At 61.5% G+C, this 14,121-nt stretch carries 6 protein-coding genes; all 6 read left to right on the plus strand.

Translation table 11 applies throughout. The annotated features are described in order from the left end of the window. Genes V4R08_RS06530 through treY form a run of 6 tightly spaced genes read left to right on the plus strand, consistent with a single transcriptional unit; the run spans window position 1 to window position 14,105 of the window. A complete protein-coding gene (locus V4R08_RS06530) occupies window positions 1-1,974 on the plus strand; it encodes an alpha-1,4-glucan--maltose-1-phosphate maltosyltransferase (protein ID WP_335578600.1) in 1,974 nt (657 codons plus the stop codon). An 8-nt stretch (window positions 1,975-1,982) separates the two neighbouring features. Then, window positions 1,983-5,249: a maltose alpha-D-glucosyltransferase gene (gene treS / locus V4R08_RS06535; RefSeq protein ID WP_335578601.1), complete on the plus strand. Its 3,267-nt coding sequence runs from the start codon at window positions 1,983-1,985 to the stop codon at window positions 5,247-5,249. Window positions 5,250-5,264: 15 nt separating this feature from the next. Next, window positions 5,265-7,415, plus strand: coding sequence for a 1,4-alpha-glucan branching protein GlgB (gene glgB, locus V4R08_RS06540; RefSeq protein ID WP_335578602.1), 2,151 nt, complete (start codon window positions 5,265-5,267; stop codon window positions 7,413-7,415). Continuing rightward, a complete protein-coding gene (gene glgX / locus V4R08_RS06545) occupies window positions 7,415-9,490 on the plus strand; it encodes a glycogen debranching protein GlgX (RefSeq protein WP_335580197.1) in 2,076 nt (691 codons plus the stop codon). The genes glgB and glgX overlap by 1 nt, the downstream gene beginning before the upstream one ends. Further along, window positions 9,487-11,247 carry a malto-oligosyltrehalose trehalohydrolase gene (gene treZ / locus V4R08_RS06550; RefSeq protein WP_335578603.1) on the plus strand — a complete coding sequence of 587 codons (1,761 nt, stop codon included), beginning with the start codon at window positions 9,487-9,489 and terminating at the stop codon, window positions 11,245-11,247. Before glgX ends, treZ begins: the two co-directional genes overlap by 4 nt. Further along, on the plus strand, window positions 11,247-14,105 hold the full coding sequence (gene treY, locus V4R08_RS06555) for a malto-oligosyltrehalose synthase (protein ID WP_335578604.1): 2,859 nt from the start codon (window positions 11,247-11,249) through the stop codon (window positions 14,103-14,105). Before treZ ends, treY begins: the two co-directional genes overlap by 1 nt. Window positions 14,106-14,121 lie beyond the last annotated feature (16 nt).

Genomic DNA, 14,121 nt, shown 5'->3' on the forward strand with positions numbered 1-14,121 from the left:
ATGTCCGTATCGACACAAAAAAACATACCATTGCGGGCGGGCGAACGGGGCGCAGCGGCGGGCAGCTTCCACATCGAGGACGTGTATCCCAACGTCGACGCCGGACGATTTCCAGTCAAGCGGCTTGCAGGCGACCCCGTCGAGGTCTGGGCGGACATATTCCGAAGCGGTCACGACATCATTGCCGCTCAGTTGATCTGGCGGCGCGAAGAGGACCGCGACTGGCACAAGTCGCCGATGACCCTGCACGACAACGATCGCTGGTTCGGCAGCTTCGCGCCCAACGAACCCGGACGTTATGTCTACGCCATCGAGGCCTGGACCGATGAATTCGCCACATGGAAGCATGGCTTCGAGCTGAAGCAGAAGGCCGGCCAGGACGTCGCGCTCGATGCGCTGGAGGGCGCCGCGCTACTGACGCGCGCGCAGTATGGCGGCAAGGAAGCCACGACGGTCATTGTTCGTCAGTGCGAGGATTATCTGAAAGGCGGCGATCCCGCGAGCCTGCTGGTGCCGGAACTCGCGAGCGCGATGACCGAAAGCCGCGAACGCGGCGATCTCACGCGATCGCAGCTTTACCCGCTGACGATCGACCGCGGCCTCGCCGCGGCGGGAGCATGGTACGAGATGGTGCCCCGGAGCCAGAGCGCGGTCCCCGGCCAGCACGGCACGTTCCGTGACTGTATCGCCCGCCTCCCCGATATCGCCGCGATGGGATTCGACGTTCTTTATTTTACGCCGATTCATCCGATCGGCAGGATCAATCGCAAGGGGCGCAATAATGCGCTGACCGCCGCCGAGGGCGACCCCGGCAGCCTCTACGCCATCGGCGCCAAGGAGGGCGGGCACGATGCGATCCACTCGGACCTCGGCACCTTCGACGACTTCCGCGATCTGATCGCCGCCTGCAAAACCCACGGCATGGAGATCGCCCTCGACATCGCGGTGCAGTGTTCGCCCGATCATCCCTGGCTGACGGAGCATCCCGACTGGTTCAAGCGGCGTCCTGACGGCTCGATGCGCTATGCGGAAAATCCTCCGAAAAAATACGAGGACATCGTCAATCCCGATTTCGGTTGCGACGATGCAGGCTCGCTGTGGAATGTGCTACGGGACACTATCCTGTTCTGGGTCAATCAGGGCGTGCGCATCTTTCGTATCGACAATCCGCACACCAAGCCGCTCAATTTCTGGGAATGGCTGATCCGGGAGGTCCAGACGAAAGACCCCGGCGTCATCTTCCTCGCCGAGGCGTTCACCCGGCCGAAAGTCATGAAGGGCCTGGCGAAGCTCGGCTTCACGCAGTCGTATACCTACTTCACCTGGCGCACTCGGAAGTGGGAGATCGAGTCCTATCTCAACGAGCTGACGGGATATCCCGAGCGCGACTACTATCGGCCGAATTTTTTCGTCAACACGCCGGACATCCTGCCCTTCCACCTGCAAAGCGGCGAATCCTGGATGTTCAAGTCGCGCGTGGCGCTGGCGGCGGCGCTGTCGAGCACTTATGGAATCTACAACGGCTTCGAGCTTCTGGAGCACGAAGCCATTCCGGGACGCGAGGAATATCTCAATTCCGAAAAGTACGAGATCAAAGTCCGCGACTGGAATGCACCCGGCAACATCAAGCCCTACATCACCGCGCTCAATCAGGCGCGCCGCGCCAACCCGGCGTTCCTGCAAACCCGCAATCTGAGATTTATCCCGATCGACAACGACCAGATCGTCGCGTTCACCAAGCAAACCACGGACGCGAGCAACACGATCGTCGGCGCCATCGCGCTGTCGCGCGACGGCTGTGAATTCTGGCTGCCGCTGGATTCAATCCGGATCCGGACCGCCAACGAATCGAGGCCTCCGGTCGCGCTGGAAAACCTCATGACCGGCGAGCGGCACGCCATCGAGTGGGGCGGCGTGCGCTTGAGGATCGATCCGCTCCGCGATCCCGCGCTTTTGTTTCGCTGTCTGGCGTGAGGTCCGTCATGAATGAGATGACCCAAATCGATGCCGACAGATATGTCCAGACCGACGATCTCTGGTACAAGGACGCCATCATCTATCAACTTCATGTCAAGGCCTTCGCCGACAGCAACAACGATGGCATCGGCGACATCGCCGGTCTGACCAACAAGCTTGGCTACCTTCAGGAACTGGGCGTTACTACACTCTGGCTGCTGCCGTTCTATCCATCCCCGGGACGCGACGATGGATACGACATTGCCGATTACGGTTCGATCAACCCCGACTTCGGCACGATGAAGGAATTCCGCCGCTTCATCTCCGAAGCGAAGCGGCGCGGCCTTCGGGTGATCACGGAACTCGTCATCAATCACACCTCCGACCAGCACAGGTGGTTCAAGCGCGCCCGGCGCAGCCCGCCGGGATCGAGCGCGCGCAACTGGTATGTCTGGAGCGACACCGACAAGAAATACCAGGACACGCGGATCATTTTCACCGACACCGAGAAATCGAACTGGGCCTGGGATGCCGAGGCCAATGCTTACTACTGGCACCGCTTCTTCGCGCACCAGCCGGACCTCAATTTCGACAATCCACGCGTGGTCAGGGCGGTCGTTCAGGTGATGAAGCGATGGCTCGACGCAGGCGTCGACGGCTTTCGGCTGGATGCCATTCCCTATCTCTGCGAGCGGGACGGCACCAACAACGAAAATCTTCCCGAAACCCATGCGGTGATCAAACACATTCGCGCGGAACTCGACGCCTACGCCAAGGGCAAGGTGCTTCTGGCCGAAGCCAATCAATGGCCGGAGGATGTCCAGTCCTATTTCGGCGATGGCGACGAGTGCCACATGGCCTATCATTTCCCGCTGATGCCGCGCATCTATATGGCGATCGCGCAGGAAGATCGCTTTCCGATCACCGACATCTTGCGGCAGACGCCCGATATTCCCGGCAATTGCCAATGGGCGATGTTCCTGCGTAACCATGACGAGCTGACACTCGAAATGGTGACGGATATCGAGCGCGATTATCTCTGGTCGACCTATGCCGCCGATCCACGCGCGCGCATCAATCTCGGCATTCGCCGCCGCCTCGCGCCCTTGATGGACAATGACCGGCGCAAGATCGAGCTGATGAATTCGTTGCTGATGTCCTTCCCCGGCACCCCGATCATCTATTACGGCGATGAGATCGGGATGGGCGACAACATCTATCTTGGCGATCGCAACGGCGTCCGCACCCCGATGCAGTGGACACCGGACCGCAACGGCGGATTTTCGCGATGCGATCCCGCGCGGCTCTATGCACCTCCGGTCATGGATGCCGTCTACGGCTACGAGTCCGTCAATGTCGAGGCGCAGTCGCGAAGCCTGTTCTCGCTGTTGAACTGGATGAAGAAGCTGATCTCGGTACGAAAATCCAGCTACGCCTTCGGCCGTGGCACCATGTCCTTCGTGCGGTCCTCGAATCGCAGCGTTCTCGCTTACGTGCGGCAATACGACGACGAGGTCGTGCTCTGCGTCGCGAACCTGTCGCGATCGGCACAGGCTTCCGAACTCGATCTGTCGCACTGGAAGGGCCGCTCACCGCTCGAAATGCTGGGACGAACGACGTTTCCAGATATCGGCGAGTTGCCTTATCTGATCACGCTGGCGCCCTACGGATTCTACTGGTTCCGGCTGAACGAAAAGCCGCCGTCGCCAAATGTCGCGCCAATGATCGTGCCCGACTATGAGACCCTCGTGGTTCCGCTGGGCTCGACCTGGATGTCGCTGGCGCGGACCCGATCGATCTTCGAGCGCGACGTTCTGCCCTCGTATCTCGCCCGCTCGCGCTGGTTCCCCGAGCGGTCGGCCGGCGCCATCACCGCGCGTGTCCCGGCGGCGATACCGCTCACGAAAGACCAGGTGTCACGGCCATGGCTGGTGATCTTCGACGTCACTTATCGGGGGCAATCGGGACGATACGCGATGCCGATCCGAATTCGATGGGATCGGCTCGACCGGCGCAACTATGACGCCAAGAACATCGCCGCCGTGCGGCAGGGCTCGCGCGAGGGAACCCTGATCGACGCGGCCCATGAGAACGACCTGATCGCCGGCATCATCGACGATCTGCGGCACCGGGCGATCTTTGAGGAAGGCAAATTGCGGCTTGCCTACCATCCAACGGAACGGCTGGCCTCGATTGCGGAAGAGCCGATTGCCAACGTGCGCGCCGTCCAGACCGAACAATCCAACAGCACCGCGCTGGTGGACCAGAAGTTCGTCGTCAAGATCTACCGCAAGCTCGAAAACGGCATCAATCCGGAAGTGGAAGTCGGACGCTTCCTGACCGACGTCGCCGGATTCGCCAATACGCCTGCCCTGCTCGGCAGCGCCGAACTGACGGGACCCGATGTCCAGGCCACCGTCGCCATCGTCCATGCCTTTGTCGGCAACCAGGGTGACGCATGGACCGTCAGCAGCGGTGCACTGGATCGCTTTATCGACGAGCAGCGGTTGGTCGGAGCGAGCGATTCGGCTCCGGCACTTGAAGAGAAGGCGGCGTATCAGCGCTACATGATGCAAACCGGCAAGCGCGTCGCGGAAATGCACGTCGCGCTGGCCAGCCGCGACGACATCGCAAATTTCCGCCCTGAACCTGTGGCTCCTTCGGACGTCGCGCACCTCATCGATCGTTTTATGGTGCGCGCCGGGCAAACGTTCGATCGCCTCGCTCAAGCCAAGCTTTCCGATTCGGATCGGCTTCTTGCCGACGAAATTTTAAGCATCCGCCCAGCGTTGCATCGCCGGCTCACCGAGCTGCTGCCGCCCTCAATTCAAATGTACAACATTCGGCATCATGGCGACTTTCACCTCGGGCAGATCCTCGTCGTCCGCGACGATGTCTTTATCATCGACTTTGAAGGCGAGCCCCGTCGAAGCCTCCCCGAGCGGCAAATGAAGGCGCCGGCGGCCCGCGATGTCGCCGGGCTGATCAGGTCCATCGACTATTCCGTCACCACAGCGCAAGAGCGCGCCCTCAAGAGCGGAACGGACGACGACGGCCGACTGGCCAAAGCCTTGTCGGCATGGCGCGACGAGGCGACGCAAACCTTCCTGACCGCCTACCGTGATGCGATGTCCGATCCCCGGCTATGGCCGCAGGACGAGGACGACACCGACAGAGCGCTGCGGTTCTTCCTGCTCGAGAAAGCGTTCTATGAAATCGACTACGAACTCGCACATCGCCCGGACTGGCTTCGTGTCGCATTGGGCGGCGCCCTTCGCGTGCTACGCAAATAGGAAGCGAGATGACGTATGATCGAACTGTCTTCCGAAGCCCGCGCCATCGTCGAAGGGCGGCATTCCGATCCCTTTCACTATCTCGGCCGTCATCGCGAGAACGACCGTAACGTGGTTCGCGCCTATCTGCCCGAAGCATCCGAGGTGCGTGTCGTCGACGAGCACGGCGGAGAGACGACGCTGACGCGCATTCATGACGCCGGGCTTTTCCTCGGCGACCTGCCGAACGGCGCCGAGCGCTACCGCCTGCGCGCCAGGTTTGGCGCCGACATCGTCGAGCTCGATGACCCTTACCGCTTCCCCCCGATCCTCAGCGATTTCGATCTCTATCTGCTCGGCGAAGGCACGGATCAGCGGCTCTATAACAAGCTCGGTGCTCATCCCATAACAATGGACGGCGTGGATGGCACCGGATTCGTCGTGCTTGCGCCCAACGCACGGGCCGTCGCTGTCGTCGGCGATTTCAATTACTGGGATCGCCGCCGCCATCCGATGCGCGTGCGCGGCAACGGATACTGGGAATTGTTCGTTCCCGGCGCGCGAACGGGCGACCGCTACAAATTCGCTATCACGGATCAGGGCGGCGGTTTGCTGCCGCTGAAATCCGATCCAATGGCGTTCGCTGCGGAAGTTCGACCAAGCACCGCGTCGATCGTATTCGACGAAGCGGCGCTGCCGCGCCCCACGCCTGCGGCCGCCACGATCAACGCACGCAACGCGCCGATCTCGATCTACGAGGTCCATCTCGGATCGTGGCGTCGCGGCGACGACAACCGCTGGCTCTCCTATCGCGAACTCGCGGACACGCTGCCGCGCTATGCCCGCGACCTCGGCTTCACCCATATCGAGCTGATGCCAGTGAACGAGCACCCGTTCGACGGCTCTTGGGGCTATCAGCCCACCGGTCTTTACGCACCGACCAGCCGCTTCGGTCCGCCCGAGGATTTCGCGCATCTGGTCGATGCCTGCCATCGCGAAGGACTCGGTATTTTGCTGGATTGGGTGCCCGGCCACTTTCCCGACGACCCTCACGGCCTCGGCCATTTTGACGGCACGGCGCTATACGAACATGCCAACCCGTTGCAGGGACGCCACCTCGACTGGGATACCCTGATCTACAACTACGGCCGCACCGAAGTCGTCAATTTCCTCGTCGCCAACGCACTGTTCTGGCTCGATCGCTACGGCGTGGATGGCCTTCGCGTCGATGCCGTCGCGTCCATGCTCTATCTCGATTACAGCCGCCCCGAAGGCGGCTGGATTCCCAACAAGCACGGAGGCCGGGAAAATCTTGAAGCCATCGAATTTCTGCGCCGATTCAACAGGGAGGTATTTGCCAAGTTTCCGCAAGCCACCACGGTGGCGGAGGAATCGACGGCATGGCCGCAGGTCTCGCGCCCGATTGAGTTTGGCGGCCTTGGCTTCGGCTACAAATGGAACATGGGCTGGATGCACGACACGCTGGACTATATCGGCAAGGATCCGATCTACCGCAAGCATCACCACGGCCAGATCCTGTTCGGGCTGCACTATGCGTTCTCGGAAAATTTCATCCTGCCGCTATCGCATGACGAGGTCGTGCACGAAAAGCGCTCGATCCTCGGCCGCATGCCGGGCGATGAGTGGCAGCGGTTCGCAAACCTCCGCGCCTACTACGCATTCATGTTCGGCCATCCCGGAAAAAAGCTGATGTTCATGGGCGCGGAGTTCGGTCAGGAGCGCGAATGGAGCCACGACCACGCACTTGACTGGCATCTTCTCGATCAGGCGAGCCACCGGGGAGTCCAGGCCGTCGTTCGCGATCTCAACGCGCTCTATCGCGACGTGCCGGCGCTGCATGAACTGGATTGCGATCCCGCCGGATTCGAATGGATCGTCGCCAATGATGCCAATCGCAGCGTCTTCGCATGGATGCGCAAAGGCGAAGGCGGACGGGCGCGCTGTCTGGTGATCGCCAATTTCACGCCGACCATCCATCGCGACTACCGCGTGCGGGTACCCTTCGCCGGCAGGTGGCGCGAGGCGCTCAATACCGACTCCGCGCATTATGGCGGAAGCAACGTCGGGAACAACGGCTTGGTCGAGACGCTGGACGGAGTCATCCCCGAACTCAGCCTGATGCTTCCGCCGCTCGCGGTGATCTTTCTGGTACCGGAACACGCATGATGAAAATCTCGGAAGGCACACATGTCCGCCTTGGTTCGAACTGGGATGGGCGCGGAACCAATTTTGCGCTTTTTTCAGCACATGCGGAAAAAGTCGAGCTATGCCTGTTCGACAGCCAGGGGCGACGGGAGATCGAACGCGTCGCGTTGCCCGAGCATAATGAAGACGTCTGGCACGGCTATCTCAACGACGTTTCGCCCGGTCAGCTCTACGGCTACCGCGTCTATGGCCCCTACGATCCCCAGCACGGGCATCGGTTCAACTCCCACAAGCTTCTGCTCGATCCTTACGCGAAGAAAGTCAGCGGACGGCTCGTCTGGAGCGATGCGCATTTCGCCTACCGCACCGGAAGCCCGCGCGAGGATCTGTCCTTCGACCGGCGCGACAACGCACGCGCCATGCCGAAAGCCACCGTCATCGACGAAACATTCAACTGGGGCCGGCGCGAACCGCGACCCAGCATTTCCTGGGAAGATACGATCATCTATGAAGCTCACGTCAAAGGCCTGACCAGGACGCGTCGGGATATTTCTCCTGAACTGCGCGGAACCTACCGCGCGCTCGCGGCGCCAGCCATGATCGATCACCTGCGGCGGCTCGGCGTCACCACCATCGAGCTTCTGCCGGTTCATGGCTTCATCGATGACCGTCAACTGGTCGAGCGCAAGCTGAGCAACTATTGGGGATACAATTCAATCTCGTTTCTCGCACCGGAGCAGCGCTACGCCAAGGATGCCGCGCTGGACGAATTCCGCACGTCGGTTGCCCGCCTGCACGACGCCGGCTTCGAGGTCATACTCGACGTCGTCTACAATCATACTGCCGAAGGCAATCACCTCGGGCCGACGCTGTCGTTCCGCGGCATCGACAACGCATCCTACTATTGGTTGATGCCGGATAACCCACGCTTCTACGACGACTTCACAGGCACCGGTAACTCGCTGAACCTCACTCACCCCCGCGTGCTGCAGATGGTGATGGACTCGCTGCGCTATTGGGTCGAAGTCTGCCACATCGACGGATTCCGCTTCGACCTCGCCAGCACGCTGGCGCGCGGTCCCCATGGATTCGACCGCAACAGTTCTTTTTTTACTGCAATCCGGCAGGATCCCGCTCTTGCCGCGGTCAAGCTTGTCGCCGAGCCCTGGGATGTCGGCGCCGGCGGCTATCAGGTCGGCGGCTTTCCTTCGCAATGGTCGGAGTGGAACGACCGATATCGCAGCATCCTACGCCGCTACTGGGCCGGCGAAGGACATCTGATCGGCGATGTCGGCGGCCGCATGACCGGATCGTCCGACCTCTTCAACCATGACGACCGCGCGCCTCGCGCCGGCATCAATCACGTCACCGTCCACGACGGCTTCACGCTCGCCGATCTGTTTTCCTATAACGAAAAACACAACGAGGCCAACGGCGAGGACAATCGCGACGGCTCCAATGACAATCTCAGCAATAACTGCGGCCACGAAGGACCGACGGACGACCCTGCGATCGTTGCGCTCCGCCGCCAGCTTCGCAAGAACCAGCTCGCCTGCCTGCTGCTCGCCCAAGGCGTTCCGCTTCTCCTTGCGGGCGATGAGGTCGGCAACAGCCAGCATGGAAACAACAACGCCTATTGCCAGGACAACGAGATCGGGTGGATCGACTGGAGCGGCCTTGGCCATGAGGACGACGACATGACCGGCTTCGTCGGACGCCTTACCGCCATCCGAAGACGCTTTGCGCAGATCAGGGCGCGACAATGGGTGGTCGGCAAGAAGGTGGACGGCTCCTATGGCGTGCTGTGGCTGACCCCGCACGGCAACGAAATGACCGAAGCCGACTGGAATTTCCCGGAAGGACGGTTTCTCTCTTACGTGCTCGGCCCGATGGAGCACGGTGGGCAGGCGCTCTACGTCGTCCTCAACGCGGTGCCGGAGCCGGTCGAATTCAGGCTTCCAAGCATGGAACAGTATAAGACCTGGTCGATCGTGCTTCATACCACGGACGATGATGCCGAAGGCAGCGCGCACGACCCCAACGCGACGATGCAGGCGCCGCCTCGCAGCGTGATCGCCTTCGCAGGCCAGCCATGAGCGCCGGCCGCTTCGGCCCCGTTCTCAGGCCGGACGGCACGACGTTCCGGCTTTGGGCGCCCGCGGCCGACGAAGTCGCGGTCATCACCGACACCGCGCACACGATGGCAAAAGACAGTGACGGCTGGTTCATCGCCGAGGTGGCCGCGGCCCGGCCCGGTACACGCTATCACTATCGGATCGACGGCAGCCTGAATGCGCCGGATCCGGCGTCGTCATATCAACCCGATGATGTGTCCGGTCCCAGCGAAGTTGTCGACCACAGCCGTTTCCAATGGAAAGCAATCGACTGGCGCGGGCGGCCGTGGCACGAAACGGTCATCCTCGAATGTCACGTCGGCACGTTTACGCCGGAAGGCACGTATCGGGCCATGATCGGCAAGCTCGATCATCTGGTTTCGACCGGAATCACTGCTCTCGAATTGATGCCGGTCGCCGATTTCGCGGGGAGGCGGAATTGGGGTTACGACGGCGCGCTGTGGTACGCGCCCGATCATGTTTACGGCACGCCGGACGATCTCAGGGAGTTGATCGATCAGGCCCATCTGCGCGGACTGATGGTCTTTCTCGATGTCGTCTATAACCACTTCGGGCCGGAGGGAAATTATCTCGGGCGCTACGCACCGCAGTTTTTCCGCTCGGAAACGCTATGGGGTGCTGCGATCGACTATCGCGTTCCGGAAGTCCGCGCTTTCGCCGTCGACAATGCACTGCACTGGCTCGGCAACTATCGCTTCGACGGCCTTCGCCTCGACGCGGTACATGCCCTCGCCGAGGTTGGCGAGCCGTCGATCCTGAACGATATCAGCCGCGCGGTCGGGGTTCTGGCGCGGCAAAGCGGACGGCATATCCACCTTGTGCTGGAGAACGACGACAACCGCGCGGCGTTGCTCGATCCTTCTTCCGGCATCCCCGAGGGAAAGTATCGCGCACAGTGGAACGACGACTACCATCACGTCTGGCATGTCATCCTCACCCAGGAGACCCACGGCTATTACGGCGACTATGCCACGCAGCCGCGCCATCTGCTCGCGCGAACGTTGCGCGGCGGCTTTGCCTATCAGGGCGAACCCTCGGCCTATCGCGGCGGGCGCGCTCGCGGGGAACGGATCGGCGCGCTCCCGCCCGCCGCCTTCGTGAACTTCCTTCAGAATCACGACCAGATCGGCAACCGCGCGCTGGGCGACCGCCTCGAATGGACCGCCGACGCGCGGGCTATCGAGGCCGCGCTCGCGATCACGCTGCTCGCGCCGATGCCGCCCTTGATGTTCATGGGCGAGGAATGGGGAGCGACCACGCCCTTTCCATTTTTCTGCGACTTCAAGGGCGACCTTGCCGATGCGGTGCGAGCCGGGCGGCGCAGGGAATACGCCGAGGCCTATGAGGCGTTCGGGGATGACGTCCCCGATCCCCTTGCGCAGTCAACGTTCGAGTCGGCGGTTCTGGTGTGGCCTGAGGAGGACCAACACCTGCCGCGGCATGAGTTCGTCAAGGAACTGTTGCGAATCCGCCGGCACGAACTCATGCCGCATCTTGGCAGCGCAACGTTCGCCTCGGCCGAGCTGCGTCAAAACGATCGCCTGCTGATCGCATACTGGCGCCTCGGCAACAGCGCACTCCTACATCTTCGCGCCAACATCTCGGATCACAACGTCACCAATGACGTGCCTCCAATGCCGGGTCGCCCGATCTGGGGCGGAGAGCCGCCGGCGCGCTTGCCGGCCTGGTCGGTCTTCTGGTCCATGGGAGCGATCTGATGGACGGCGGCATTCCCCGTGCAACCTATCGCCTGCAATTCACGTCCGGTTTCACTTTTGACGATGCCGCGGCCATCGTCCCCTACCTCAAGAAACTCGGCATCACGCATCTCTATGCATCGCCGTTCATGAAGGCGCGGCGGGGCAGCACACACGGCTACGACATCGTCGATCACAATGTCATCAACCCCGAACTCGGCGGCGAAGACGGCTTCAATCGCCTGAGTGCAGCTTTGACGTCTCACGAGATCGGCGTGATCCTTGATTTCGTTCCAAACCACATGGGCGTGCACCATGCCGACAACGCCTGGTGGCTGGACGTGCTCGAATGGGGGCCGAAGTCGGCGTTCGCCGATTCCTTCGATATCGAATGGGATATCCTTCCGTTCCGCAACAAGCCGGGACTGTTGCTTCCGATTTTGGGATCGGCCTACGGCGTTTCGCTCACGCGAGGCGACATCGAATTAAAGTACGATCCGCGGGGCGGAAGTTTTTCAGCGTGGTATTTCGAGCACCGGCTGCCGATCGCACCGGAACGCTACAGTGATATCCTCAAAACAATCGCGAGCCAGCTTTCGCCGACGTCCGCCCGGGACGATCTGCTGGCGATCGCCGGGCGCTACGCCGGTCGGGATAATCCCGGGCGCGATCATGCATCTGCCCTCAAACGCGACATTGCGGCTGTCGCCGGCGGCCCTGCTGCGATCGATCAAGGCCTTGAGGCCTACCGGTCCGCGCCCGACAAACCCGCGCAGACCAATGCTCTTCATCAATTGCTGGAACGACAGCATTACAGGCTTGCGCACTGGAAGCTTGCAACCAGCGAAATCAACTATCGACGATTTTTCGACGTGAACTCTCTGGCGGGACTTCGCGTCGAGGATCGCGATACGTTCGACCGCATTCATGGTCTTGTTCGCCGGCTCATCGCCGAAAACAAGATTCAGGGCTTGCGGCTCGATCACATCGACGGGCTGTACGACCCTGCGCAGTATTGCAGGCGTTTGCGGCGCCTGATCCGCGAAGCCCAGGGCGCGGATCGCCGCCCATTCTATCTGCTGATCGAAAAAATTCTCGGAGATCACGAAGCGCCGCCGCAATTCGCCGGCATCGACGGCACCACGGGCTATGAGTGGCTGAACGCCATCACCCATGTCCTGGCCGACGAGGATGGTCTCAAGAACCTCGACGAGGTCTGGCGTCAGGCCGGCGATATCGCGCCCGCCTTCGATCCCGTATTGCGCGCTGCCAAACGGCGCGTGATCGAGACCTTGCTCGCAAGCGAATTCACCGTTCTCACCCGGTTGCTGGCCCGCATCGCGGCGGGTCATTATTCCACGCGCGACTATTCCGCGGACAGCCTTCGCCAGGCCTTCGAGTTGTTCGTCCTGCATTTTCCGGTTTACCGCACCTACATCACGCAGGCGGGACCGACCGAGGGCGAACGAAAACTCATCTCCGGGACGATAGCGAAAGCGCGGCAGGAGTGGTTTGCCGCCGATGACGGAATTTTTGACTTCCTGCAGGATACGCTGACGCTCGATCTGCTGGCCGCCGGAAGGCCGACGCACAGCCGTCAGCGGGTCCGCCGGTTTGCGCTCAAGGTCCAGCAGTTTACCGGACCGACGATGGCCAAGTCTCTCGAAGACACCGCCTTTTATCGTTATCACCGCCTTCTTGCTTTCAACGAGGTCGGCGGAAACCCGGCCGCGCCGGCTCTCGATGTTGCCGGTTTTCACCGCAAGATGCTGGAGCGCGCCGGCCGCCAACCGCACGGACTGACAGCCACGGCAACCCATGACACCAAACGCGGAGAGGACGCGCGCACGCGGATCCTCGCGCTGACCGAGTTGTCGGACGAATGGGCGAGCATGGTCGGGCGATGGAAGACGCTCAATGCGGGATTGGTTTCTACCAACAACGGCGTCCGCAGCCCGTCCGTGGCGGACGAATACATGCTGTATCAGGCGCTGATCGGCACCCTGCCCCTGCCCCTTGATAATACCCCGCCTGCATTTGTAGCGCGAATGCAGGCCTACGCCGAAAAAGCCTGCCGCGAGGCCAAGCTGCAAACAAGCTGGCTCAATCCGGACGCATCTTACGAAGCCGGCGTCAGGAAATTTCTGGCCGGCATCCTGGACGAACGCAGGTCGTCCGAATTTCTTCAATCCCTGAAAACCTTCGCACGCCGGGCCTCGCTGATCGGCGCATTGAACTCGCTGAGCCAGATCACGCTGAAGGCGACGATGCCCGGCGTCCCCGATTTCTACCAAGGCACGGAACTGTGGGATTTCTCGCTGGTCGATCCGGATAACCGACGGCCAGTGGATTTTGCGGCGCGCGAAGCCTTTCTCGACGCCGGACACGCTGATATGGCAGTGCTCACCGAGAGCTGGAGCGACGGTCGCGTCAAGCTCGCATGGACGCATCACCTTCTGGACATGCGGGCGCGCCATGCGAAAGTCTTCACCGATGGAGATTACAGGCCGCTTACCGTCGAAGGCGCACATCGCAGCCACGTCATCGCATTTGCCCGCACCCACCGCAGCGAAGCCGTCGTTGTCGTAGCCTTACGGCATTTTTCGTCATTCACGGACGCCGGCATGATGTGGCCGACGTTTGACAGCCTCGATGCCCGCGTCGATCTGGGCAACCTGGCTCTCATTCATCCGGCGGTGATGGAACGGAAACTCGACCTCAAGCGACTGTTTGACCGGCTGCCGGCGGCTGTGCTGTCGGCGAGAATTTCTACAAGGTCCGAGATCGCTCGCTCCAGGCGGCTGGAACAAGAGTTCCAAAAACGGAGCAAGCGCGATACGATCCCGGTCAAGGGCCATTTTGGCAAAAACGCACGCTGATCGCGGACTGCGCAAG

The organism is Nitrobacter sp. NHB1 (assembly GCF_036964665.1).
Taxonomy (GTDB): domain Bacteria; phylum Pseudomonadota; class Alphaproteobacteria; order Rhizobiales; family Xanthobacteraceae; genus Nitrobacter.

Coding starts and splice junctions, on each gene's coding strand:
- V4R08_RS06530 (WP_335578600.1), top strand. CDS start 1: ATGTCCGTATCGACACAAAAAAACATACCATTGCGGGCGGGCGAACGG.
- treS (WP_335578601.1), top strand. CDS start 1,983: ATGAATGAGATGACCCAAATCGATGCCGACAGATATGTCCAGACCGAC.
- glgB (WP_335578602.1), top strand. CDS start 5,265: ATGATCGAACTGTCTTCCGAAGCCCGCGCCATCGTCGAAGGGCGGCAT.
- glgX (WP_335580197.1), top strand. CDS start 7,415: ATGAAAATCTCGGAAGGCACACATGTCCGCCTTGGTTCGAACTGGGAT.
- treZ (WP_335578603.1), top strand. CDS start 9,487: ATGAGCGCCGGCCGCTTCGGCCCCGTTCTCAGGCCGGACGGCACGACG.
- treY (WP_335578604.1), top strand. CDS start 11,247: ATGGACGGCGGCATTCCCCGTGCAACCTATCGCCTGCAATTCACGTCC.